Origin of the sequence: Halorussus rarus (genome assembly GCF_003369835.1) — an archaeon.
Classification (GTDB): domain Archaea; phylum Halobacteriota; class Halobacteria; order Halobacteriales; family Haladaptataceae; genus Halorussus; species Halorussus rarus.
Genome location: NZ_QPMJ01000002.1, coordinates 126,748 through 150,757, shown reverse-complemented (window position 1 = coordinate 150,757; position 24,010 = coordinate 126,748). Strand labels below are relative to the sequence as shown.

Below are 24,010 nucleotides of genomic sequence, written 5' to 3'. Positions count from 1 at the left end.
ACACCGACGGACATCCGCACTTCTTTACGTCCGCCCGCAGAAGGGATGGTATGACCGACAACGAGGCCGAGACCGCGACGTACACCATCGAGTCGCCCGACGGCGACGCCGAGGAACTGACGCTCCCGACCGGGATTCTGGACATGCTCCGCGAGGACGACTCCGAGACCGACCCCGAAGTGCTCGGCGACCTGGCCATGCTGTCGTTCGCCCAGCAGGCCCACGCGCTGGTCCACCACGCGCCCCAGGAGCCCGACGAGTCGGTACTGGCCGACGAGGAGAAGGCGATGGAACTGTTCGAGGAGCGGTTCGGCCAGTCGTTCGACGAGATGACCGGCCACTCCCACTGAGGAGGTCCGAACCGACCCCGACCCAGCGTTTTCGGAGTGCACTGCCCGTCTTGCCCGCCTAAGCCAATCGAAATCGTCGATCCGGTCGCGGGGCGGTTCTCGTCGACTCGGTTCCGCCGACCGTGATAAAGCGGCTACTATACCAGGCAACAGCGATTCCCATCGCGCACGCGAGATTTACATAAAGGAAACGGAAAGATGGGAGAGAACGGAACCCGGATGCGCGTTCGCTGCCAGGACTGCACGTTCGAGCGGGTCACGTGCGTCGAGGACGGTCGGAAGCCCGCCGACGTGCTCATCGACCACGGCCAGCGGACCGGCCACACGCTCGCGGTCGAGCGGGTCGAGGAGTGACCCGCCCGTTTACGACCCGTAGGGTCGGTTGAAACTACCTACAGCACCGGTTCGTCCTCTCCCGCGTCTCCAGCGCGACACGACCCGACGACTCACTCGGTCCGTTACGGGATTACGACCGGCCCTATCACTCCACTGCATACCGGAGCAGCACGCCGTCGTCGACCCGCTCGACGTCCCGGAGGTCCAGGTCCGGGAACTCGGCGACGAACCCATCGCCGTCGGCCAGCGTCGGAGCGTCTCGCCCGCCGATTATCGTCGAGCCGACGAACACGCGGAGTTCGTCGGCCAGACTCTCCTCGAACAGCGAGAAGATGAGCTCGCCGCCGCCCTCGACCATCAACTGGTCGACGCCCTCCCGCTCCAGCGACGCGAGCGCGCCGGACAGATCGACCCGCTCCTCGCCCGCGGTGACGAGTCGCGCCCCAGCCGCCTCCAGCGCCTCGACCCGGTCGGCCGGGGCGGCCTCCGCGATGAGGACGTAGGTGGTCGCGGCGTCGTCCAGCACGCGGGCGTCGGTCGGCGTCCGCGCCCGGGAGTCGGCGATCACGCGGGCGGGCTGGGCCGGCTCGTCGCGGTCGCGGCGGGCGGCCTGCCGCTCGGGGTCGTCGAGGGTGAGGTGGGGGTCGTCGGCCAGCACCGTGCCGACCCCGACCAGCACGGCGTCGCTGCCGGCCCGGAGCGCGTCGACCCGGTCGAAGTCGTCCGGGCCGGAGATGGCGATCTGCTCGCGCCGGCGCGAGGAGAGCTTGCCGTCGGCGCTCATCGCGGCGTTGACGACCACTCGCATAGCCGCGAGTTGTCGGCGCCGCGGAATACCGCTTTCGGTCGATTTATGTCTCCGAGAGCGTACGTTCAGACGTGCGTCGGTATCGCGTCGCGTTCGCCCTGGTCGCGGTCCTCTGCGCCGGGACGCTCGGCTACAGCTACGCCTCCTCGCCCGCGGGCGCCGCGGTGGCGAGCTACGAGCGACAGGCCCAGCTCCCGGTCGACGAGCGCGTTCCTGTCGTCCCGCCCCGCGAGAACGTCACCGTGGTCGCGGGCCACGGCATGAAGGGCGAGTCGGCGGCACTGGTCGCGTTCGGGCCGAGCGGCAGGGTCCTGTACCACAACGACACGTTCCACGGCTACTTCGACGTCGACCCCGTAAAGGGGACCCGGATGACCGTCGAGTACGTCGCCGAGCGCAACTACGCGGGCGACGACTGCAACGCGAAGTGCACCGTCTCGGCGGTCGAGCGCGTCAACCTCACGACGGGCCAGGTCGAGCGCATCTACTCGCGCATCATCCCGGCCGACCGCGGGGCGAACTGGCACGACGTCGACCGCCTCGGTGAGCACCGTCTGCTGGTCGGGGCCATCAACACCGACGAGGTGTACGTCGTCAACACCACGACCGGGATGACGACCTGGGAGTGGTCGACGAAGCAGGCCTACCCCATCTCCGGCGGCGGCGCCTACCCGGCCGACTGGGCCCACCTCAACGACGTCGAAAGACTCGACGACGGCCGCATCATGACCAGCCTCCGGAACCAGGACTCGGTGGTGTTCATCGACCGCCGGACCGGGGTGCAGGAGGACTGGACGCTCGGGGCCGACGGCGCCCACAGCGTCCTCTACGAGCAGCACAACCCCGACTACATCAACGAGTCGATGGGCGGGCCGGCGGTCGTGGTCGCCGACTCGCTCAACGACCGCGTGATCGAGTACCAGCGCGAAGACGGGGGTGAGCGAACGAACGGTTCGCGAGCCTCGTCGGCCGCGTCGGCCGACGGCGAGTGGAACCGGACCTGGGTCTGGTCGGACGACCGGATGAAGTGGCCGCGGGACGCCGACCGCCTGCCGAACGGCCACACGCTCATCGCCGACACCAACGCCCACCGCGTGCTGGAGGTCGACCGAGAGGGCGACGTCGTCTGGAACGCCTCCTTCTACGCCCCGTACGAACTCGAACGGCTCGGCACGGGCGACGAGAGCGCCGGCGGGCCGAGCGCCCGGGCGGCCGACCTCCGGTCGCGGGGCGCGGTCGAGGACGGCGCGCGAATCGAGACTTCGGTCGCCGGGTTCACGCCCCGGAAGGTCCTCAACAGCATCGCGTTCGTCCTCCCGGTCTGGATGGGGCTGTGGGACGCGGTGGTCGCGGTACTGCTGGTCGTGACGCTGCTGGCGTGGGCCGTCGTCGAGTACCGCAACTCCTCGCTGTCGGTGTCGTTCCGGTGGCCGGTCCGGTTGCGGTGACTCGCAGATTCTACTCTACTCGTAATTCACTCCGGCCGACTTCTCGACAGTAGCGCCGCCCGACCGGCCGCTAGGGTGGGACTGAAAGGGCCGCGCGCTTTCGAAAACCGAATCCCCTAGTCTTTCGCCTTTCACACTGTTGGTCTCCTGCCTTGGTATCCTCGGCCGACTCCCCGTTCGACTCCCGTAACGAACACTTTTAATCCGTCCGGGCAAAGTGCGGGTGATGAGTCTGGACGACCATGCCGAGGACCTCGCCTCCGACCTCGGCGTCGACAAGGAGGAGGTCAAGGCGGACCTCGAGAACCTGGTGGAGTACAGCGTTCCGGTCGACGAGGCCAAGCAGAGCCTCCGCCGGAAGTACGGCGACGGCGGCGGCGGGAGTTCCGGCGAACCCTCGCGGGTCGACGTCGCCGACGTGACGACCGAGGACAGCAGCGTCACGGTCACGGGCACGGTGCTGACCGTCGGCAAGCGCTCGATCCGCTACCAGGGCAACGAGCAGGTGATTCACGAGGGCGAGATCGCCGACGAGACGGACAAGATATCCTACACCGCGTGGGAGGACTTCGACCTCTCGGCCGGCGACACCATCACCGCGGGCAACGCCGGCGTCCGCGAGTGGGAGGGCGAGCCCGAACTCAACCTGGGCGAGAGCACCAACGTCGCCTTCGAAGACCCGATGGAGGTGCCCTACCCCGTCGGCGGCGACGCCGACCTCGCGGACCTCGAACCGGGCGACCGCGGCATCAACCTCGAGGTCGAGGTGGTCGAGGTCGAGGAGAAGACAATCGACGGCCGCGACGGCGAGACCGAAATCCTGAGCGGCGTGCTGGCCGACGAGTCGGCCCGGCTCCCGTTCACCGACTGGGAGGACCGCCCCGAGATAACGGAGGGCGCGACGCTCCGAGTCGAGGACGTGTACGTCCGGGAGTTCCGGGGCGTCCCGTCGGTCAACCTCTCCGAGTTCACCGCGGTCTCGGCGCTCGACCGCGACCTCGACGTGAGCGACACCGGCACCCGGATGACGGTCCGGGACGCGGTCGACACCGGCGGCGCCTACGACGTGGAGGTCGTGGGGAACGTCGTGGCGGTCCGCGACGGGTCGGGCCTCATCGAGCGCTGCCCCGAGTGCGGCCGGGTCATCCAGAACGGACAGTGCCGGAGCCACGGCGACGTCGACGGCCAGGACGACCTGCGCGTGAAGGCGATCATCGACGACGGCACCGGCACCGTGACCGCGGTACTCGACGACGAGCGCACCGCCGAGGTGTACGGCGGCGACGTCGAGGACGCCAAGGCCCAGGCCCGCGACGCGATGGACAAGGAGGTCGTCGCCGACGCCATCCGCGAGCGCATCGTCGGCCACGAGTACCGGGTCCGGGGCAACCTCTCGGTCGACGACTACGGCGCGAACCTCGAGGTCACCGAGTTCGCCCGGTCGGCCGACTCGCCCGCCGACCGCGCGTCGACCCTGCTCTCGGAGGTGGCAGAATGAGCTCCAGCGACGACGACTCCGATTCCGACAGTCAGGGCGGCGCGGGCCGCCGCGAGGTGGCGTGGCGCGTGTTCGCCGCCGAGTACGACGACGCCGACTTCGACTACTCCGAGAGCGACGAGGAGCGCGCCCCGAACTACGTGGTCACCCCGACCGGCGCCCGGGTCAACCGGCTGTTCGTGGTCGGCGTCCTGACCGAGATCGAGCAGGTCAGCGACGACGTGCTCCGTGGCCGGGTCGTCGACCCAACCGGCGCGTTCGTCCTCTACGCCGGCCAGTATCAGCCCGACGAGATGGCGTTCCTGGAGAACGCCGACCCGCCGGCGTTCGTCGCGGTGACGGGCAAGGCCAGGACCTTCCAGCCCGAGGACTCCGACCGGGTGTTCACCTCGATTCGCCCCGAGTCCATCAACCGCGTGGACGCCGAGACCCGGGACCGCTGGACGGTCCAGACCGCCGAGCAGACCCTCGCGCGGGTCTCGGCGTTCGCCGACGCCGTCGACTCCGGCGAGCGCGGCGACGACCTGCGCGCGGCGCTCGAAGCCGGCGGCGCGGACGCCGGCCTGGCGGCAGGCATCCCGCTCGCGGTCGACCACTACGGCACCACGAAGGCGTACCTCGCCGGGGTCTGGGACCTCGCGGTCGACGCGGCCCGGGTCGTGGCGGGCGAACTCGACGCCGACGACGTGGGCCCGCTCGAACTCGCTCCCGGCGAGGGCGGCGACGAGGTCGACGTCGCGCTCGACTACGCGCTGACCGACGCCGAGGCGGACGGACTCGCCGACCTGGAGGCCGAGGCGACCACTGGCGGCGAGAGCGCCGAGGCCGAAGCGGCCCGCGGAGCAGAGGCCGGCACCGAGGTCGAGGCGACCACCGCAGAGTCAACGACCGACGTCGAGGCCGACGCCGAGACGGTGGTCGACGCGGGGACCGACGACGGCGCGGCCACAAGTGACGACCTCGGCGAGGCACCGACTAGCACTATGGACAAGTCCGAGGACGAGACCGAACCCGCGGAAGCTGAGGCCGAGACTGAAACTCCGGACGTCGAGGCCGAGGCGACAGACGTCGAAGCCGACGAGGCCGCCGAATCGGAGGACGCTCTCGAGGTCGAAGACGCAGAAGACGCCGCCGACCTCCAGGACGAGGTCGGCGACGACGAACCGCCGACCGTCGAGGCCGAGCAGGAGACCTCGACCGACGAGGAGTTCGCGCCCGAGGGCGACGAGGACGAGGGGCCCGACATCGGCACCGCCGGCGCGGGCGACGAGATGTACGAGTTCGACGACGAGGAGCGCGAGCAGGTCGAGGAGGAGTACGGCCTGGAGTTCTCCTCGGGTTCGGAGGTCGAGAGCCCCGGCGAGTCCGAGATGGACGCGCCCAGCCCCGACCCCGAGGAGGGCCCCGCCGAGGGGACGCCCGAGCGCGAGGCCGAACTGGCCGACGTCGACCCGAACGCCGGCGAACCCGCAGAGCCGACCGCCGAGGAGGTCGACACCGACGAGCTCCAGGACGTGGAGTCGGCGTCGGGCGGCACCGAGGATGTCGTCAACGACGCCGACGAGGCACCCGCCGGCGGGTCGACCGCGGCGGCCGAGGCGCCCGGCGCGTCCGTCGGCGAGGACGAGGTCGCGGCAGCCGACGAGGAGACCGGCGACGCCGACGAGCAGGAGACGCCCGAGAACCTCGAGGACACCGTGATGGACGAGATGCGCGAGCTCAACGAGGGCGACGGCGTCGAGCGCGAGACGCTGATGGCGTCGGTGGTCCAGTCCTACGACGTGACCCCCGCCGACGTGGAGGACGCCCTGGAGGCCGCGCTGATGGCCGGTCGGTGCTACGAGTCGGGCGAGGACACGCTCAAGCCCATCTGATGAGCCCGGTCGAGCCGGTCCCGGGCGAACCGGCCGCGGTCGCCGACCTCGGCTCGGAGCGAGCGCTGGTCGTCGCCGACTTCCACGCCGGCGTCGAGCAAGCACTTCGCGCCGAGGGCGTCTCGCTCGACAGCCGCGCGGAACAACGACGCGAGCGCCTGCTCTCGCTGGTCACTCGGACCGACCCCGACCGCGTCGTGTTCCTGGGCGACCTGATGCACGCCATCGGCGACCCCAGCGGGGCCGAGCGCGGCGAGATCGAGGTGCTGCTCGAACGCCTCGACGAACTGGGCGTGGCCGCCACGCTGGTCAAGGGCAACCACGACGGCGCCATCGAGTCGTGGGCCGACCTCGACGTGACCGACGGCGCGGGGGTCCGACTCGGCGACGTGGGGTTCGCCCACGGCCACACCTGGCCCGCGCGGGAAGTACTCGCGAGCGAGGTGGTCTGCGTCGGCCACGAGCATCCCGCGGTCCGGCTGGAGGACGAAGTGGGGGGAAGTCGCGTGGAGCGGGTCTGGCTCCGCGGGCCGCTGGCCGGTGAGGCGTTCGCCGACCGCGAGGGCGGCGTCCGGGCGGGCGCCGAACTCGTGGTGTTCCCGGCGTTCAACGAACTCGTCGGCGCGACGTGGGTCAACGTCGAGGGCCAGGAGTTCCTGGCGCCGTTCCTGCCGGCGGGGCTGTCCGACGGCGAGGCGTACCTGCTCGACGGGACCCGGCTCGGCGACTACGCCGCGGTCTGAGCGTTCACTTCGGGACGTACACGAGGGGGTTCTGTCGCCACGCCGGGTAGCGGTCGCTCTCCTCGGCGACCGCCCAGATGCTCCGGGGCCAGGCGCCCAGTGCGTCGCGGATGCGGTCGTAGGAAAGCAGGCTCTCGCCCTCGATGACCAGTTCGAACCGGTCGGCGAAGCGCTCCGGGCTCCAGGCCGACGACTCGTCGAGGTGCTCGCCGGGCGCCTCGGCGATGCCCTCGAAGATGGTCCTGGCGTATCTGTTGTGGTAGGTCAGGACCAGGGAGCCGCCGGGCGCGACCGCCTCGTAGAGGTTCCGGAGCGCGCGTTCGGTGTCGGCGACGTAGCAGAGCGTGTAGAAGCAGGTGACCAGGTCGAACTGCCGGCCCGGGTCGAACTCGGGCAGCACCGTCCGCTCGAAGGCGACGTTCTCGCGGCCCACTTCTCGGGCTCGCTCCCGGTTCGCGTCGAGGACCGATTCGGCCGCGTCGTAGCCGACCACGGTCGTCTCGGGGTGGCGCGCCGCGACGTCGAACGCCAGCGCCCCGCCGCCGCAGCCGACGTCGGCGTGCGAGTCGGGGACCTCGGTCTCCCCGATGAACTCGAAGAGCGCGTCGGCGACGTACTCGGCGCTGCCGTTCGCGTCGTCGCCGGCCGCGTCGTCGCTCTTGGTCCAGTACCGGTTCCAGTCGATGGTGCCGTCGTACGTCGTGTCTGGCATGGTTCGGTCGGTGGATGCGGTCGTGGGCCGATGCGGCGACGGCACCCGTTGCGGTCGGGTCGGTGCCGTCGCTGTCGAACGCCTACGGCCACCGAGGATAGCCGGCGCTCCCGGAAAATTCTTGTGATAAGAATTAACTTTACTCTTCACTTACTGTTTCGACGCCCGCGGATTTGTGCTTGGGGGTCGGCTACACCTCCCGTTCGCTCGCTTTCTGGACCGCCGCGACGAGTTTGTCCGGCCGGTCCGACCCCACGAACGTGGACTTCCCGCCGGCGCGCTTCAACCGGACGCCGGTCTTCCCGCTGACGGTGTAGGCGACCCCGCTGGGGCTCCATCGGATACCCCACCCGCCGTAGCGCAGGGGGCTGTAGCCGGCGGCCTGGACGTCCGCGAGCTCCGAGAACGGGACCCGCTTCGACGACCGGTGGAACGGCGCGAACTGGACGTACACCCCGTCGTCGCGCACCTCGGTCCGGAGGGCGGCGACCCGGAACAGCAGGGCGACGCCCCCGAGCGTCGCGAGTCGGCCGACCGTCCCGCGGACCGACCGCTTTCCGCGGAGGAGGTTGGCGAGCGCGGCGAGCGCGCTCAGGGCGAGCAGGCCCCAGAGCCAGAACTGGTCGAACGTCTGGGTCTCCCGAAAGTGGACTTCCGTCTCCATGCCACGGGGTTCGGCGCCGTCGGAGAAAAGCCTTCAGCCCGAAAAAGCGCCGCCCGGAATCGACCCATCGGATTTCGGAGGCAACGGGCTTATGACCCGCTACCCGCTAAAAACGACCGATGAACGAGCACGAGGCCGCCGGTTCTGCGGCCTTCGCACACCTCGGCGAGCAGGTGCGGGCGGCGCTCTCCGAGCGCGGGTTCTCGACGCCGACCGAGCCCCAGCGCCGGGCGATTCCGCCGCTGACTCGGGGCGAGGACGCGCTGGTGGTCGCGCCGACCGGGACCGGCAAGACCGAGACCGCGATGCTGCCTGTGCTGGACGCGATTGCGGAGAATCAGGCCGAGAACGGACCCCGATTCGGTATCTCGGCGCTGTACGTCACGCCGCTCCGCGCCCTCAACCGCGACATGCGCGAGCGGCTGGAGTGGTGGGGCGAGGAGCTCGATCTCCAGGTCGACGTGCGCCACGGCGACACCACCGACTACCAGCGCCAGAAGCAGGCCAACGACCCGCCCGACGTACTGGTGACGACGCCCGAGACCCTCCAGGCGATGCTGACCGGCTCGAAGCTCCGGACCGCGCTCGAAGACGTCCACCACGTCGTCGTCGACGAGGTCCACGAACTCGCCGGCGCGAAACGGGGGGCGCAGTTGACCATCGGTCTGGAGCGGCTGCGCGAACTGGCCGGGGACTTCCAGCGCGTCGGCCTGTCGGCGACCGTGGGCGACCCCGGGGAGGTCGGCCGGTTCCTGGTCGGCGACCCGGGCGAGCGCGACGACCCGACCATCGTGGAGGTCGACGTCGGAAGCAAGGTGGAGTTCGAGGTCCGCGAGCCCGAGATCACCGCGGAGGACGAGCGCCTTGCGGGCAAACTGGCCACCGACGAGTCGGTCGCCAGCCACGTCCGGGCCATCCTCGACATCGTCGAGAATCACGACTCGACGCTCATCTTCGTGAACACCCGCCAGACCGCGGAGGCGCTCGGCTCGCGATTCAAGGAACTGGACGCCAACATCGGCGTCCACCACGGGTCGCTGTCGAAGGAGGCCCGCATCGACGTCGAGGACCGGTTCAAGGCCGGGAACCTCGACGCGCTGCTCTGCACCTCCTCGATGGAGCTGGGCATCGACGTGGGCCGCATCGACCACGTGGTCCAGTACTCGAGTCCGCGCGAGGTCGCTCGCCTGCTCCAGCGAGTCGGCCGGGCGGGCCACCGGAGCGAGGCGGTCTCGCGGGGCACCATCGTCACGAAGCATCCCGACGACACCCTCGAGGCCCTCGCCATCGCCCGGCGCGCCAAGGCCGGCGACGTCGAGGACGCCGAGATCCACGACGGGAGCCTCGACACCGTGGCGAACCAGATAGTGGGACTGGTGATGGACTTCGGCGACCTCTCGGCGATGCGGGCCTACGACGTCGTCACCCGGGCCTACCCGTTCCGGGACCTCTCCGAGCGGGAGTTCAAGGAGGTCTGCCGCGAACTCAAGGGCAACCGGCTCGTCTGGCTCGACGAGGACGACGACCGGTTGGAGAAATCGAGCCAGACCTGGCAGTACTTCTACGCCAACCTCTCGATGATCCCCGACGAGCAGAAGTACGCCGTCGAGGACATCGCCAGCGGGTCGCAGGTCGGCACGCTCGACGAGCGGTTCGTCGTCAACTTCGCCCGGCCGGGCGAGGTGTTCGTCCAGCGCGGCGAGATGTGGCGCATCACCGAGGTCGACGACGACGAGGAGGCGGTCAAGGTCTCGCCCATCGAGGACCCCGGCGGCGAGATTCCCTCGTGGGTCGGCGAGGAGATTCCGGTGCCCTCCGACGTGGCCCAGGAAGTCGGCGAGATGCGCGCCGTGGCGGGACCCCAGTTCGAGCGCGGCGCGCCCCGCGAGGGCGTCGCCCGCGAGTTCACGAACCGGTACCCGACCGACGAGTACACCGCGAGCCAGGCGCTCTCGCAACTGGACCGCCACGCCGAGACCGGGGCGCCGGTCCCGACCGCCGACCGCATCGTGGTCGAGCACGCCGCCCGGACGGTCGTGCTCAACGCCTGCTTCGGCCACAAGGTCAACGAGACGCTGGGCCGGGTGCTCTCGTCGCTGGTCGGCCAGCGCACCGGGTCGTCGGTCGGGCTGGAGGTCGACCCCTACCGCATCGAGCTCGACGTCCCGCCGAAGGTCAACGGCCAGGAGGTCGCCCAAGTGCTCCGGGAGACCGACCCCGACCACGTGGCTGCCATCATCGAGCTGAGCCTCAAGCACTCCGACACGCTGAAGTTCAAGCTCTCGCAGGTCGCCGCCAAGTTCGGCGCGCTCCGCAAGTGGGAGGGCGGCGGGGGCGCGAGCGGCCCGCCCATCGGTCGGCTGATGGGCGCGCTGGAGGACACCCCGATGTACGACGAGGCGGTGCGGGAAGTGTTCCACGACGACCTCGCGGTCGAGGCCGCCAGCGGCGTACTCGCCCGCGTCCGGTCGGGCGACGTCGAGGTCGTCACCACGGGCGGTCGGACCCCGGTCGGGTCGGGCGGGCGCTCGTCGGGGCGGGAACTCCTCGCGCCCGAGAACGCCGACGCCAGCGTCATCCAGACCGTCAAGGACCGGATTCGCGACGACGAGGTCATCCTGCTCTGCCTCCACTGCGCCGACTGGAAGCGGAAGAAGCCGGTCCGGCGGGTCCGCGACCGGCCCGAGTGCCCCGAGTGCGGGTCGACCCGCGTCGCCGCGCTCAACCCCTGGGCCGACGAGGTGGTGAAGGCGGTTCGGGCCGAGGAGAAGGACGACGAGCAGGAGCAGATGACCCAGCGGGCGTACAAGGCCGCCAACCTGGTCCAGAGCCACGGCAAGCGGGCGGTGATCGCGCTGGCGGCCAGGGGAGTCGGTCCGCAGAACGCGGCCCGCATCATCGCCAAGCTCCGGGAGGACGAGGACGAGTTCTACCGGGACATCCTCGAACAGGAGCGCCAGTACGCCCGGACGAAGTCGTTCTGGGACTGAGCGAGGGCGGGACGGGACTACCGGGCGCGCCCGGAAACAGCGAGTTTCCCGGGCGCAACGCCGACTTCCTTGCGGTATTGTCCGTTTCCGACCGACATGACGAGCAGAACGCCGTGAACTGCCGAGACGGGATAAGGCGCCGGACGGCCGGCGTTCGCCCATGGCGGCCGACAGCGACACATCACGACGACGCGACGTGCTTCGAACCGGCGCCGCAGCGGACAGTATCGTTCGATGACAGGAAGGTCGCCCACGCGCCATAGGGTACTCGTCGGCGCCCGCACCCGGCCGTATCGCCTTTAGGGCGGACTGACGTGTCTTCGGTTGGACATGACCACGTCTCAGAGCCGCGTGCGGCAGGTCGTCGACGTCGCCCGGGACCGCAACGTGATGTTCCTGGCGGCGAGCGTCGCCTACTACGCGTTCGTCTCGCTGATCCCGCTGGCGCTGCTGGTCGTCGTCCTCGGTAGCGCCCTGGGCGGGCAGGCGTTCGCGCAGTTCGTCGTTCAGCAGGTGGCGAGTTCGCTGTCGAGTTCGGCCGAGCGCGTCCTCCAGCGGGCGCTCACGAGTTCGAGCGGTCGGACGGGGGCGGGCGTGGTCGGGGTGGTCACGGTCGCGTGGAGCGCGCTCAAGCTGTTCCGGGGGCTCGACATCGCGTTCTCGGAGGCGTACGGGACCGAGCGCGACCCGTCACTGGTCGAGCAGTTGGTCGACGGCGCGGTGACCGTGGGACTGGTCGTCGTCGCGGCCGGGTTCGTGATTGCGGTCGGCTACGCCCTGCGGAACCCCTCGCTCGGCCCCAGCGTCCCGCTCCGAAGCCTCGTCGGGAACCTGCTGCTCGTCGCCGGCCTCTCGGTGGCGTTCCTGCCGGTGTACTACGTCATGCCGCCGGTCGAGATGACCGTCAGGGAGGCGGTTCCCGGCGCGGTCGTCGCGGCCGTCGGCTGGGTCGCGCTCCACGCGCTCTTCCAGTTCTACCTCGCGTACGCCGGCCGGTACCGGGCGTACGGCGTCATCGGTGCGGTCCTGCTGCTGTTGACGTGGTTCTACTTCGCGGGCGCCGTCGTGCTGGTCGGCGCGGTGGTGAACTCGGTGCTCGGCGGCCGCATCCGGCTGTCGGGCTGACTCGCGGCCCGACCGGCCGGCGCTTCAGGTCCGTCCCGCCGTCGGGGGCGTCTCCGACCGGGGGTCGCGACAGCCCGCCACCGGGTCGACGTCGGGAGTTTCGACGCGCCCGTCGGGAAGTACGGTAACGTCGAGGGGGTTCGCGTCGGCCTCGAACGACGAGCGCGCGACCGCGACGGCGGTCCGGTCGCCGTCCGCGGGGCCGGCCAGCACGCGGTAGTCAGCCGGCTCCGTCAGGCGGAGTTCGAGCGCGCCCTCCGCCGGGAACTCGACGGTCCGGTCGACGGGTATCTCGGCGCCCCGGGAGACCGCCACCGACAGCCGCCGGGGCTCGCCGGCGGCGTTGCGGACGCGGACGGTGCGTGGCGGGGCGTCGTCGGAACCGCCGGCCTCCGCGTCGTTCCCGGGCGTCCGGCCCTTCCCGACCACGACCGTCGCGAACGGACCGTCGTTCGACCCCACGCCCGGGTCGGTCGTCGCACGTGCACACCGGTTCATACCTGCTCCTTTCGCCCGCGCTTCAAAGGCTCTTCCGGAGGCTCAAACGCCGATTTTACATTTGTCAGTGCTTGAAAGGAGTGATTGAGGAACGAGGCAGCGACGACCTCAGCTTCCCTGCTCGGTCGTCGTCCACCACTCGACCAGGTCGACGGTGCGCTCGCGCTCCTGCTCCATCTGGTGGCGCGGCGACTCGCGCTCCTTGTTGTCGAGCGCGTTCTGCTCGGCGATGTCGGCCGCCTGCCTGAACGCGGACCGGGCGCCGTACTCCTCGCCGGTGCCCGAGAACAGCCCCTCGTCGGTGAACAGCCGGACCGTGCACTGGATGAGCGGCGTGCCGCGGTGCTTCTCCTTGTGCTCGTGGAACATCACGTTGGCCTCGAGGATGTCCATCTTCTGGTACTTGCCGTCGATCTCGTCGATGCGCTCGACGATGGAGTCGCGGGAGAGCGTGTCCATCAGCTCGACGCCGAACACCTGCACGTCCGAGCGCTGCTGGTCGTCGCCGGTCCAGGTCAGCGCCCGGAGCAGGTCGGTGACTGTCACGATGCCCGCGGGCGACTCGAACTCCTCTGGCACGACCACCAGCGACGAGTAGCCCCGGTCGTCCATCTCGGCGAACGCCTCGTCGAGCCCGGCGTCGAGCGTGATCGTCGCGCACGGCGAGTTCATCACGTCCCGCGCGGGCAGATCGGTCATCCGGGCCTCCAGTCCCGACCGCTCGCCCCACCCGCCGTGGGTCCGGCCCTGGCTCTTCGAGACGCTGCCGCCGTGGGAGTCGGAGGCGTTGCTGTTGCCGCCCTGCTCCTGCTCCATCTTCCGGGTCGTGAAGTCCACGAGGTCGTAGAGGCTGATCATCCCGACCGCGTCGGTGCCGTCGACAACCGGGACGCGGGTGAACTTGTGCGTCCGGACGGTGTGGATGACCTCCCCGAGCGTGGTGTCGGGTTCGACCGACACCACGTCCTCGGTGTAGACGTCGGACACGTCGAGCGCCCCGAGGTTGTCCTGGACCATCCGGAGCAGGTCCTTGGCCCTGATCGCGCCCCGCAGCACATCCTTGTCGTCGAGCACGGGGAGCAGTTTGACCTGCCCCTCGACCATCAAACGGGCGGTCTCGCGCACGTCCTCGTCGCGGTCCACCGTCGGCGGGTGGCGCAGGACCGACCGGACCTTCGCATCGGGGTCGTGGTGCGAACTCACGAGGTCCTTTCGGGTGACGATGCCCTCGTACTTCTCGCTCTCCCCCCGGACGACGATGGCCTCGAGGGTCTGGTCCTCGTCGAAGATCCCGCGGATCTTCCCGAGTCGAGTCCCCGGATTCACGTCGACGTACTCGGTCGTAACAGCGTCAGTGATATCCATGTCTACCCCACCTACCTGGGTTAGTCCGTCGTCGGGTTTGAACCTTCTTGCTACCAGCGAACTGAATCGCCGAGCGAACCGACCTCAGTCCAGCGTCGGCCGGATCTTCTCGACCGCGGCGTCGAAGTGCTTGCGCTCGATGGTGATCTCGTCGGCGTTCTCGTCTGCCTGCTCGACGCCCCACGCCTCCGCGGCCTCCCGGATGGCCCGCATCGAGGCGTCCCGGACCACCGCTTCGAGGTCCGCACCGGTGTACCCCCCGAGCTCCGCGGCGAGGTCGTCGAGGTCGACGTCGTCGGCCAGCGGCTTGTCGTCGGCGTGGACCGCCAGGATGGCGCGGCGACCCTCCTCGTCCGGGGCGGGCACCTCGACGTGCTCCTCGAGTCGCCCCGGCCGGAGCAGCGCGCGGTCGAGCGCGTCCCGGCGGTTGGTCGCGGCCAGCACGACCAGGTTGGGGTTCTCGGCGAGGCCGTCCATCTCGGTGAGGAGCTGGGAGACCACACGCTCGGAGACCTCGGCGCCGCCGCCCATCCCCGAACCGCGCTCGCCCGCGATGGAGTCGATCTCGTCGAAGAAGACGATGGCGGGGCTGGCCTGGCGGGCCCGGTCGAATATCTCCCGGACCGCCTTCTCGCTCTCGCCGACGTAGCGGTCGAGCAGTTCGGGCCCGTCGACGTGGATGAAGTTGACGTCGCTCTCGCCGGCCAGCGCCCGGGCGAGCAGGGTCTTGCCCGTTCCGGGCGGCCCGAACAGCAGGATGCCCGACGGCGGCTCGGTGGCGGTCTTCTCGAAGAGGTTGCGGTAGGCCAGCGGCCACTCGACTGCCTCGGTGAGCGTCTGCTTGGCCTCCTCCAGATTTCCGACCGCGCTGAAGTCTATCTCGGGCGATTCGGCGACGAACTCCCGCATCGCCGAGGGGTCGACCGACGCCATCGCGGTCTCGAAGTCCGCGCGGGTGACCTCGACCTCCATCAGTTCCTCGTCGTCGGCGCCGGCGTCGCGGGCCCGCCGGAGCGCGGCCATCGCGGCTTCCGTCGAGAGCGCGTGGAGGTCCGCGCCGACGAAGCCGTGGGTCGAGGCCGCCAGTCGGTCCATGTCGATGTCGTCGGCCAGCGGCATCCCCCGGGTGTGGACGTCGAGGATCTCGCGCCGGCCGGCCTCGCCCGGGACGCCGATCTCGATCTCGCGGTCGAAGCGCCCGCCGCGGCGGAGCGCGGGGTCGATGGCGTCGACCCGGTTGGTCGCGCCGATGACCACGACCTGGCCCCGCGATTCGAGGCCGTCCATCAGCGAGAGCAGCTGGGCGACCACCCGGTTCTCGACGTCGCTCTCCTCGTCGCGCTCGCCCGCGATGGCGTCGATCTCGTCGAAGAAGATGATGGTCGGGGCGTTCTCGCGGGCGTTCTCGAACACCTCGCGGAGCCGCTCCTCGCTCTCGCCCTTGTACTTGCTCATGATCTCCGGGCCCGAGACCGTGGTGAAGTGAGCGTCGACTTCGTTGGCGACCGCCTTGGCGATCATCGTCTTGCCCGTGCCGGGCGGGCCGTACAGCAGCACCCCCTTCGGCGGGTCGATGCCGAGCCGCCGGAACAGCGCGGGGTTCGACAGCGGGAGCTCGACCATCTCGCGGACGCGCTCTAACTCGTCCTCGAGGCCGCCGATGTCCTCGTAGGTCGCGCCCGTGAGCTCGGCAGGGGCGTCACCGTCGCCGCCCTCGTCGTCGATGGGGATGGAGATGCCGCCGTTGGCCGACCCCGTGCCGGTGGAGCCTCCCGCACTCGTCCCCGCGCCGCCAGACCCGGTCGCCACCGACACCCGGACCTCGGTGTCGTCGGTGACCCGGACCACGCCGTCGGGGTCGGTCGCGCCGACGTGGAAGGTGCCGGCGTCGCCCAGTCGCTCGATGCGCACGCGCTCGCCCTCCTTGACCGGGCGGTCCTGGAGGGTGCTCTTGAGCGCGGCCTCGAGGGTGTCGCGGTCGTCCTCGTCGAAGGCGGCGGTCGGCGCGAGCGTGACCGAGTCGGCGTCGGCGACCGAGACGGGCCGGACCGTCACCGAGTCGCCGATGCTCACCCCGGCGTTGGCCCGGGTCTCGCCGTCGACCTGCACCGTGCCGCCGCGGACGTCGCTCCCCGCGGGCCAGACCTTGACCACGGTGTCGCGTTCGCCCTCGATGACCATGGTGTCGCCGCTGAGGACGCCCAGCGCCGAGCGGGCCGACTCGGGGACGCGAGCGATACCCCGGCCGGCGTCGCGCTTCTCGGCGCCCTGGACGGTGAGTTCGACTGCGGGGGAACCCTTCGCGTTCATGTCAGCCTCTCGTTGCTCGCGCGTATTGAGGGTTCCCCTGTGGCGGTGGGACGTTCCTCCGCGGCGGTGGAGCGTTCCCCTGTGGCGACCGGGCGACCGATTCGCCTGCGGCGGCGGGACGAATCTCCGGGGCGGTCGGGGCAAACGATTTACTTTCGTCTCGTGTACCCACGAACATGGTCGTCACAACCGAGCGCGACGAGATGACGTGGTACAAGTGCGAGGGGTGCGGCATGATGTTCGACGACGAGGAGGACGCCAAGCAACACGAGGCGAACTGCGACCACGAGGACCCCTCGTACATCCAGTGACCGCGCGCTCGCCGTCTGCGGAGGGGACGGACCGGTCGCGTCGGAAGTCGGATCGGTGGACGTTCCCGGTGGAAACGGATGGACTTGCGGCAGTCGACGGAGGACCGCAGGGACGCCACTGGTCACGCGTCGTGGACGCGAGAAGACTCGTTCGTGCGGGACGGTACCTCGGAGCCTACAACCCGGCGCGCTCGCGGTGGTCGGCGGCCAGTTCCCTCGCCCCGGCCTTCGTCTGGCAGGTCTCCCACCGGACCCGGTCGCCCGACCCGTAGGCCAGCGCGTCCTTGAGTTCGTCCCGGAGGACGCCCCAGCCGACCTCCTGCACCTCGCCGTCCGCGCCCAGTTCGTAGACGCCGTACTGCTCGGGCGCGGACCCGACCGTCCGACGACTTAGCTCTCGCCAGCGCTTCGGAAGCGGCATCGGTGCTCGCTCCCTCACTCCTCGTCGACCATCTCGTACGATTGCTCGCCGAGTTCGTCCTCCTCGAAGACGAACACCCGGCCGCGGGCGGTCTCGGGGTCGGCCTCGATCTCGATCGCGTAGCCGTCCATCCGGACCGTGACGCCGGGGAACAGCTCCTCCTCCTCGCCGGGGTCGAGCATCACCCGGCCGACCCCCGTCTCCTCGAGGATCTCGTCGTGGGTGTTGCGGTCGTTAACGTACGTCATCACGCCCTCGGTCTCGGTCGGGTCGGTGACCAGGATCTGGACCAGCTTGCCGGGCTGGGTCCGGAGGGTGCCCGCTTCCTTGGTCGGGACGCCCCGGTAGAACGCCTCCCGGTCGTCGGCGTACTCCACGACGATGCCGTCCTCGGTGAGCTCGACGCCGAGGGTGTCGGGGGCCACGTCGTTGCGCGCGCTCATGCCCCGGAATTGGTCCGGGCCGGGGAAAAGGGGTGCGTTTCGCCGGGCGCGACTCGATCCGCGGAGTCGGCCACCGACCATCCGCCCTCGCTTGCGCGAACCACCAGCGTCAATACGCCCCGCGAGAGACTGCCGAGCATGGACGGCCGCGCGTCCGCCGCGGCGGCGGGGACGGTGCTGAACGCCCTCGCCTGCGGCAAGGGGTCGGCGTTCGCCATCGACGCCGAGACGACCGCCGAGGTCGAACTCGACGCCTCCGGCGAGGCGACCGGCGAGGTCGCCGACGCGCCGGACGCCGACACCCGGCTGATAGAGCGGTGCCTCGAACTCGCCGTCGCGGAGCACGGCGACCGCGGGGCGCTCGACCGCCTCGGCGCGACCGACGCGACCGCGGTCGGCGGCACGGTCCGCACGACCAGCGAGGTGCCGATGGCGGCCGGGCTCAAGAGCTCGAGCGCGGCCGCGAACGCGACGGTGCTGGCGACGCTCGACGCGCTCGGGGTCGCCGACGAGGTGGATCTGGAGGACGCCTGCCGGCTCGGCGTGCGGGCGGCCCGCGACGCCGGTGTGACGGTCACGGGCGCGTTCGACGACGCCAGCGCGAGCATGCTCGGCGGCGTCACCGTCACCGACAACCGGACCGACGACCTGCTCGCCCGCGAGCCCGTCGACTGGGACGCGCTGGTCTGGACGCCGCCCGAGCGCGCGTTCAGCGCCGACGCCGACGTCTCGCGGTGCGAGCGCGTCGCGCCGGTCGCCGAACTCGTCGCGGACCTCGCGCTCGACGGCCGGTACGCCGACGCGATGACGGTCAACGGCTTCGCCTTCACCGCCGCGCTCGGCTTCCCGGCCGACCCGATGCTCGACGCGCTGCCCGACGCCCGCGGCGTCTCGCTGTCGGGGACCGGCCCGAGCTTCGTCGCGGTCGGCGAGCGCCCGGCGCTGGAACGGATCGCGGACCGCTGGAACGAACGAGAGGGTACCACATGGCTGACGACGACACGCAACGACCCCGCCCGGACGAGATGAACCTCGCGGAGCTCCGCGAGGAGATTGAGAGCATCGACCGCGAGATCGTCGAACTCATCGCGCGCCGGACCTACGTGGCCGAGACGGTCGCCCAGGTCAAGGACGAGCGCGACATGCCGACGACCGACGAGGACCAGGAGCAGCGCGTGATGGACCGCGCCGGCGAGAACGCCGAGCAGTTCGACGTCGACGCGAACCTGGTCAAGGCCATCTTCAGGCTGCTGATAGAGCTGAACAAAGTGGAGCAACGTGAGAGCAGGTAACACCGAACGCGGCGCTATCGACTGCGGATGTTCAGGTGTAGTGCCACTCGACCACCCGGAAGGCACTCCAGACGGCCGTGAACACGGCAGTGACGAAAATCGCGCCGGCTATGGACAGCGGAACTGGCGTCCTCACGCCAGCGGCGGCAATCAGGAAGTTCACGACCCGGTAAAATGCGATGTACACGATTGGTGCGACGATGAGCAATGCGAGCAGAACTGCACCGACCAATTCCATGAGGTCTAAACTACTTTGATTGACGACCCGGTCGACGAGGCGCATACCGTTTTATACCAGTGCAGTTGACATAAATGCACCTCAAGCGAAAGCGATGTAGATAGCCGCCTGTGTAGCGTAGTCCGAGACCTGAACGAGGTCGAACAAAAGAACAAGCGTAGTCGAATTCGGCTGTTTCAGGGCCTCTATTGTCGATCGATTAGTCAAATATTCTTCCGGCAGTTGCGCTTCCGTCGATGCTATTTGAGCGGAATACGGAACTATCGCGAGAGTAGTCGCTGAGAGTACCGCTAGCGGCTCAACGAACCCACTTGCAGTCGGATGGATTCTCACTTCAGCAACACGAATCCCGCCAAGAGTACGATCAATGTGTGTTGCAGATCTACCGATTTTCGATGCCGAGCAGTTGTAAGGCTTCCCGAATCTGGTAGTCCTTTTCGTCCAAATCTTCAGTCTCGAGTGCCCTGGTGAGTGCTCCGATCGCTCGTTTTTGTTCAGTTACGTGCGTGGAGCGCCATCGACGCGTGTGGTGTCGTTGGTCGTCACCGTGTGGTGGTTAGGACCCCTCGAGTGGTGTTTGAAGCTCAGAATCCACAGCGAGAACCACCGACAGGTGGGACTCTGCTCGATCAAGCTGAGCTGTTGGCTCCACCAACTGTCGCTCGGGGTCGTATTGGATGAGTCCGGCCTCGGCTAGCATCGGGAGATGGACGTGGTGCAGGCCGGTCCGAATCTTCGTGATTGTCTCGTCGGCAGCCTCTGACGGTGGTGTGTGATGATCGTGTTTGACGATTGCGTTTGTAAGGTCGTCTATCGAGAACGACTGGTGCTGATCTGCGAGTGCCGCCAGGACGATGCGACGATGCTTGTGTTCACAGACGTCGAGAACCGTGTCCAGTTCAAGTGTCCCAACCATACGCTTCTGTAATCTGCCTACGCGGTTCACCGCTGTTTTTGGGTACACAAACCGTTTAAGTGGTGTTCAGTCCGGTGGGCGGAGTTCGGCCAGCGAACTGCCGAGAATCGAACTGATCCCGCGTCGGAGTCGGGATGCAACCGCCTGCTGTGAGATGCCGAGTTCGTCGCCGAGGTCGGCCATCGTCACGTCGCGTGGGGTGTTGAAGTAACCCCGCTCGTACGCGAGTACCAGCGCCTCCTGTTGGGTGTCTGTGAGTGCGGTCTCGGCCTCCGACTCGATGGGCGTGAGCGCGTGCAGTTTGGTGAGCGTAATCGGGATGTCTAACTCGCGACACCGCTCCTGAAACGCCGCGATGTCGCGTCGGTCGTCACCCCGAACATCGAACGTCCACTGTTCGTTCGTGCCGACGGCCTTGATGAGCGGCACTTGCGTTTCCATCAGCGTGCTCAGTACGCCGTCGTAGTTCAACGTCCACTCGACGCGCAACAGGTACTCGTCTGCGACGGAATCGACGAGGTGAATGTTCTCCACGCCCGGATGGTCGAGAAACGCAACTTCGATGTCGTCGACTTCGGTCCCCCGAACCCAGAAATAGGGAATCACGACGTCTTGGGCCGGGATGATTCGCTCGAGTTCGACCGTCACTCCCGGTAATCGTTTGAACACGGTTCCCAGAGGGAACTGGTCGGACGGGACGGTAAACGTCGCTTCGGTAGCCATTGTCGGTCTGTCTCGCTCCCCCAGTAAAGGGCTGGCGTCCGTACAGACAAGCCGAGAGCGAAATCCCAGAGATGGGTACGTGAGTAGACCTCTCGCGTCCCGACATCCAGATCGGATACCCTTTTCAGCTTTTGTCCCCGGATTTGATGGATGGGCGCTTTTTCTCGAATTGTGCCCCTCGCGTCACCTCGTCCTCTCGTCGGTCAAACTCGACCAGGCCATCCGATTGTAGCTTGGGAAGATGGACGTGGTGGAGTTCGTAAACAAGGGTGAGATACTCCTCGCAACTCAGGCTCTCATCATGCCGGATGATTGGTGTAGCGTCCAGCGTTTTCTCCTCGTCCAACCCAGCCAACACCCGTTGCTGTTGTTCTCGGAGAGCCATTTCGAGGTCTCCGTCACTCGTTGCTTCCCGCTCAATCTTCCTCATTCTCTCCAGCGACGCCAACTGCGTTGGTCTCCAGTGGGTCCGCCTCTATCTTTCCGTCACCGAACACGGTCACCTCGAACCCCTCATAGTTGAACGAAATGTGTCCCCGCCGAGTGTTGGTTGTCCCTCGGAATCGTCCCTCGAATGCATCTACACCGATCGAGGAATACAGCGGAGCCAGATGGTCGGGTTCTTTGTCGAGGGCGGTCGCTACCAGTGCAACCACTGCCAGACTCACCGAATCTTGATTTCTATCGTACACTGCCTGAAACAGTTCTCGATTCGCATCGAACTCAATGGTCGACATGGAGTCTACGAGTTCGAGACATCCGTACGTATCCTGCGTTGAGTTCATTACCCTAGCACAGGCCTCACAACTGGTTGAGGGTGGTTATTGCGTGCGCAACATCCCTTTATGGTGCGTTTTAAGTAGTCACTCTTGTGGGGTAACGAGTGCGCTTGCCACGAGTCGTCGAAGGCCGCGCTGTAGCCGTGAAGAGACCGCCTGCCGGGTGATTCCCAGTTCGTCTGCAATATCATCTTGGGTGGCGGCGCGCGGCGCGTCGAAGTACCCTTTGGAATACGCCAGGACTATCGCTTCGCGTTGGCCCTCCGTGAGGTCGTACTCTCGATCCGACGTGAGTGACGCGAGCGCGTGAAGCTGGGTGAGTTCTATCGGGATATCGTGTTTTTGACAGTACGTTTGGAACTCGGAGAGTTCCTGCTGTTCGTTCGCGCGCACTTCGAATGTCCACTGTTCCTGATTTCCCATCCCAGAAAGAAGCGTGACATCGGTGTTGACGATCGCCGTGAGAACGCTCTCGTGGTCGAGGTTCCAGTCGACACGAACGAACATCTGTCCCTCCACTTCGTCGATTATCGACACCTGATCAATCCCGATGTCGTCGCTCAAGTCGGTGGTGAAGGAGGCGGTGTCATCGGCGTAAATCCAGAAGTAGGGGATGACGGCCTTACTCGTGGGGACGATTCGGTCGAGTTCGATGGTGGCGTCAGTTAGTTGTGCGAAGACGGCGCTCAGCGGGAAATCGGCCTGGTCGATAGTGAAGGAGGCTTCGATGGACACGGATTCTGGTTAGTCGTTCAGCCTTTTGAGTCAGTCGCTGCTGAACCTCGTCCCCCGATTGGAGGGTGGGCCTTGCCGGTGACAGGGGAGAGTTCTGCACGATACGGTAACCGAGAACGAAACCGCACACGTCCTCCTCGAGATGAGAGTCACCAGACTCAGCGAGGAAGCGGAAAAATGCACGAACTCGTGTTCGGTGGGTTATTCAGTTGAACGAGGTGGAGCAGCGGGAGAGCCAGTAGTGGACATCGCTGGTTCGGACGCACCGTCGAAGGAAGGGAGACGCCGAGACTGACCGCCTCCGTGAGTCGCTCAGCCCTCTCTCGTCCCGGTGTCCTCGTCCTCTTCGGTCAGCCGAATTCCCGGTCTCGGCGTGTCGAAGGGCCGACCGCCCTTCAGACTGAACAGCATGTCGCGCGTGGAGAGGATGCGGATCTCGGGGTAGCGCCGGTGTTCGGCCTGGGCGTAGCTCACGAGGGCGACCAGGACCGCACCGCCGAACGTGTTTCCGAGCAACACGGGGAGCCAGAACTCGTAGAACACCGCGACCACCCCTGGACCGGGAACGCCCAGGAACACGAAGAAGAGGGCCTCGGCTCCCGAGGAGATCACGTGGAACAGGCCGACGGTGGGGATCGTGTAGAAGACGAGGTAGATGATCACCACGCGCGAGATGGTATCGTGCGCAGCGGTGCCGAGCCACACGACGCCGGCGACGAGCCACCCCGCGAACACTGCCTTGAAGAACACGTCCCACCATCCGGTCTCGAGGCCGTGGTGAACGAGTCCGACACCCGCGCGCATCGCCTCGGGCGAGAGGACCTGCGTGTTGGCGAGGACGAACGCGCCGATGCCCGCTCCGACGATGTTCGCTGCCAACACGACGACCCACATGCGCAGCAGTAGCGGGAGGCTGGCCAGTCTGGTCAACACCAGCTTGACCGGTGGTAACGTGTTCTCGGTGTACAGTTCGTGCCGCCCCAGAATGATGTACAGGAACCCGATCGGATAGAGCACGGAGGCGAGGAACGGGTTGTCCGGGAAATTTGCATTCCCCACTGCGTACCCGATGAACGTCAGAACGATCGCGAATCCTGCGGTGAGTCCGCTGAAGAACAGCTCCCTGGTGGTACTGTCTATCGCCTCTTCGGCGGACGCGAGGAGCCGCTGGTGGATTTCCTCCCACTCGAAGCGATCGCTGAGCGCCCAGCCCTCGGCCGGGGCTCCGGATGCCGCTCGATCGCTCGGACGCACTCTGGGTGTTTCTTCGTCTTCGTCGTTCACATCGAGCCCTCTCAAAGCAGTATCTTGCTTTTCGACAATGGGACTTGTGGCGACGACGGTCGGGGCAGACGCGGATCGGCTAATCCGGAAGCGGAAGAGTGAATGCGACCGTGTACCCCGAGTAATCGAGCTGAACAACGTCGAGTA

26 protein-coding genes are annotated in these 24,010 nt (G+C 67.9%); 11 read left to right on the top strand and 15 right to left on the bottom strand.

What is annotated here, in order from left to right; genetic code table 11:
- The first annotated feature begins 50 nt into the window (after positions 1-50).
- Both DVR07_RS09020 and DVR07_RS21475 read left to right on the top strand, forming a co-directional pair.
- Positions 51-350: a DUF7545 family protein gene (locus tag DVR07_RS09020; protein ID WP_115796542.1), complete on the top strand. Its 300-nt coding sequence runs from the start codon at positions 51-53 to the stop codon at positions 348-350.
- Between the two features lie 198 nt (positions 351-548).
- Entirely contained in the window at positions 549-704 is a 156-nt protein-coding gene (locus DVR07_RS21475; RefSeq protein ID WP_162829492.1) for a hypothetical protein, read from the top strand.
- Positions 705-831: 127 nt separating this feature from the next.
- Here the strand turns inward: DVR07_RS21475 and DVR07_RS09015 are convergent, their stop codons facing one another.
- Positions 832-1,494: a 2,5-diamino-6-(ribosylamino)-4(3H)-pyrimidinone 5'-phosphate reductase gene (locus DVR07_RS09015; protein WP_115796539.1), complete on the bottom strand. Its 663-nt coding sequence runs from the start codon at positions 1,492-1,494 to the stop codon at positions 832-834.
- A gap of 71 nt (positions 1,495-1,565) precedes the next feature.
- Between DVR07_RS09015 and DVR07_RS09010 the strand changes: the two genes are divergently transcribed.
- The 4 genes from DVR07_RS09010 to DVR07_RS08995 all read left to right on the top strand — a co-directional run bounded on the left by DVR07_RS09010 (position 1,566) and on the right by DVR07_RS08995 (position 7,057).
- Positions 1,566-2,942, top strand: a complete 1,377-nt coding sequence (locus tag DVR07_RS09010; RefSeq protein ID WP_115796537.1) for an arylsulfotransferase family protein — start codon at positions 1,566-1,568, stop codon at positions 2,940-2,942.
- 226 nt (positions 2,943-3,168) lie between these two features.
- On the top strand, positions 3,169-4,440 hold the full coding sequence (locus DVR07_RS09005; RefSeq protein WP_115796535.1) for a Single-stranded DNA binding protein: 1,272 nt from the start codon (positions 3,169-3,171) through the stop codon (positions 4,438-4,440).
- Positions 4,437-6,314 carry a hypothetical protein gene (locus DVR07_RS09000; protein WP_115796532.1) on the top strand — a complete coding sequence of 626 codons (1,878 nt, stop codon included), beginning with the start codon at positions 4,437-4,439 and terminating at the stop codon, positions 6,312-6,314. The genes DVR07_RS09005 and DVR07_RS09000 overlap by 4 nt, the downstream gene beginning before the upstream one ends.
- Positions 6,314-7,057 carry a metallophosphoesterase gene (locus DVR07_RS08995; RefSeq protein WP_115796530.1) on the top strand — a complete coding sequence of 248 codons (744 nt, stop codon included), beginning with the start codon at positions 6,314-6,316 and terminating at the stop codon, positions 7,055-7,057. Before DVR07_RS09000 ends, DVR07_RS08995 begins: the two co-directional genes overlap by 1 nt.
- Positions 7,058-7,061: 4 nt before the next feature.
- Here the strand turns inward: DVR07_RS08995 and DVR07_RS08990 are convergent, their stop codons facing one another.
- Together DVR07_RS08990 and DVR07_RS08985 are read right to left on the bottom strand one after the other, a co-directional pair.
- Complete coding sequence (locus DVR07_RS08990) at positions 7,062-7,769, bottom strand: methyltransferase (protein WP_115796528.1); 708 nt, start codon at positions 7,767-7,769, stop codon at positions 7,062-7,064.
- A gap of 190 nt (positions 7,770-7,959) precedes the next feature.
- Positions 7,960-8,433 (bottom strand): hypothetical protein, encoded by a 474-nt coding sequence (locus DVR07_RS08985; protein WP_115796526.1) that lies wholly within the window; start codon positions 8,431-8,433, stop codon positions 7,960-7,962.
- 119 nt (positions 8,434-8,552) lie between these two features.
- Here DVR07_RS08985 and DVR07_RS08980 point away from each other — a divergent pair, with 119 nt between their 5' ends.
- Both DVR07_RS08980 and DVR07_RS08975 read left to right on the top strand, forming a co-directional pair.
- A complete protein-coding gene (locus DVR07_RS08980; RefSeq protein WP_115796524.1) occupies positions 8,553-11,423 on the top strand; it encodes a DEAD/DEAH box helicase in 2,871 nt (956 codons plus the stop codon).
- Between the two features lie 330 nt (positions 11,424-11,753).
- Complete coding sequence (locus tag DVR07_RS08975; RefSeq protein WP_115796522.1) at positions 11,754-12,548, top strand: YihY/virulence factor BrkB family protein; 795 nt, start codon at positions 11,754-11,756, stop codon at positions 12,546-12,548.
- A 24-nt stretch (positions 12,549-12,572) separates the two neighbouring features.
- Here the strand turns inward: DVR07_RS08975 and DVR07_RS08970 are convergent, their stop codons facing one another.
- From DVR07_RS08970 to DVR07_RS08960, 3 genes are all read right to left on the bottom strand, one after another.
- Positions 12,573-13,046 (bottom strand): hypothetical protein, encoded by a 474-nt coding sequence (locus tag DVR07_RS08970; protein WP_115796520.1) that lies wholly within the window; start codon positions 13,044-13,046, stop codon positions 12,573-12,575.
- A gap of 108 nt (positions 13,047-13,154) precedes the next feature.
- Complete coding sequence (locus DVR07_RS08965; RefSeq protein ID WP_115796518.1) at positions 13,155-14,411, bottom strand: CBS domain-containing protein; 1,257 nt, start codon at positions 14,409-14,411, stop codon at positions 13,155-13,157.
- An 84-nt stretch (positions 14,412-14,495) separates the two neighbouring features.
- Positions 14,496-16,721 (bottom strand): AAA family ATPase, encoded by a 2,226-nt coding sequence (locus DVR07_RS08960; RefSeq protein ID WP_115796516.1) that lies wholly within the window; start codon positions 16,719-16,721, stop codon positions 14,496-14,498.
- Between the two features lie 176 nt (positions 16,722-16,897).
- On the opposite strand from DVR07_RS08960, the gene DVR07_RS22495 reads away from it, so the two are divergent.
- Positions 16,898-17,032, top strand: a complete 135-nt coding sequence (locus DVR07_RS22495; RefSeq protein ID WP_255457510.1) for a DUF7128 family protein — start codon at positions 16,898-16,900, stop codon at positions 17,030-17,032.
- Between the two features lie 175 nt (positions 17,033-17,207).
- On the opposite strand, the gene DVR07_RS08955 is transcribed toward DVR07_RS22495, so the two are convergent.
- Both DVR07_RS08955 and DVR07_RS08950 read right to left on the bottom strand, forming a co-directional pair.
- Positions 17,208-17,453 (bottom strand): DUF7508 domain-containing protein, encoded by a 246-nt coding sequence (locus DVR07_RS08955; protein ID WP_115796514.1) that lies wholly within the window; start codon positions 17,451-17,453, stop codon positions 17,208-17,210.
- A 14-nt stretch (positions 17,454-17,467) separates the two neighbouring features.
- Complete coding sequence (locus tag DVR07_RS08950; RefSeq protein ID WP_115796512.1) at positions 17,468-17,896, bottom strand: DUF5796 family protein; 429 nt, start codon at positions 17,894-17,896, stop codon at positions 17,468-17,470.
- A gap of 138 nt (positions 17,897-18,034) precedes the next feature.
- Between DVR07_RS08950 and DVR07_RS08945 the strand changes: the two genes are divergently transcribed.
- On the top strand, positions 18,035-18,925 hold the full coding sequence (locus tag DVR07_RS08945; protein ID WP_115796509.1) for a shikimate kinase: 891 nt from the start codon (positions 18,035-18,037) through the stop codon (positions 18,923-18,925).
- The gene (locus tag DVR07_RS08940) at positions 18,883-19,188 is read left to right on the top strand and encodes a chorismate mutase (RefSeq protein ID WP_115796507.1); all 306 of its coding nucleotides are present in this window, start codon (positions 18,883-18,885) and stop codon (positions 19,186-19,188) included. Before DVR07_RS08945 ends, DVR07_RS08940 begins: the two co-directional genes overlap by 43 nt.
- Positions 19,189-19,219: 31 nt before the next feature.
- On the opposite strand, the gene DVR07_RS08935 is transcribed toward DVR07_RS08940, so the two are convergent.
- From DVR07_RS08935 to DVR07_RS08905, 7 genes are all read right to left on the bottom strand, one after another.
- The gene (locus tag DVR07_RS08935) at positions 19,220-19,471 is read right to left on the bottom strand and encodes a hypothetical protein (RefSeq protein ID WP_115796505.1); all 252 of its coding nucleotides are present in this window, start codon (positions 19,469-19,471) and stop codon (positions 19,220-19,222) included.
- Positions 19,472-19,982: 511 nt separating this feature from the next.
- Complete coding sequence (locus tag DVR07_RS08930) at positions 19,983-20,342, bottom strand: DUF7344 domain-containing protein (RefSeq protein ID WP_115796503.1); 360 nt, start codon at positions 20,340-20,342, stop codon at positions 19,983-19,985.
- A 66-nt stretch (positions 20,343-20,408) separates the two neighbouring features.
- Positions 20,409-21,065: a helix-turn-helix domain-containing protein gene (locus DVR07_RS08925; RefSeq protein ID WP_115796501.1), complete on the bottom strand. Its 657-nt coding sequence runs from the start codon at positions 21,063-21,065 to the stop codon at positions 20,409-20,411.
- 124 nt (positions 21,066-21,189) lie between these two features.
- Positions 21,190-21,495, bottom strand: coding sequence for a DUF7344 domain-containing protein (locus DVR07_RS08920; RefSeq protein WP_162829487.1), 306 nt, complete (start codon positions 21,493-21,495; stop codon positions 21,190-21,192).
- Positions 21,482-21,850, bottom strand: a complete 369-nt coding sequence (locus DVR07_RS08915; RefSeq protein ID WP_115796497.1) for a HalOD1 output domain-containing protein — start codon at positions 21,848-21,850, stop codon at positions 21,482-21,484. The genes DVR07_RS08920 and DVR07_RS08915 overlap by 14 nt, the downstream gene beginning before the upstream one ends.
- Positions 21,851-21,928: 78 nt before the next feature.
- Positions 21,929-22,579, bottom strand: coding sequence for a helix-turn-helix domain-containing protein (locus tag DVR07_RS08910; RefSeq protein ID WP_115796495.1), 651 nt, complete (start codon positions 22,577-22,579; stop codon positions 21,929-21,931).
- A 312-nt stretch (positions 22,580-22,891) separates the two neighbouring features.
- Complete coding sequence (locus DVR07_RS08905) at positions 22,892-23,863, bottom strand: formate/nitrite transporter family protein (RefSeq protein WP_115796493.1); 972 nt, start codon at positions 23,861-23,863, stop codon at positions 22,892-22,894.
- Positions 23,864-24,010: the final 147 nt, after the last annotated feature.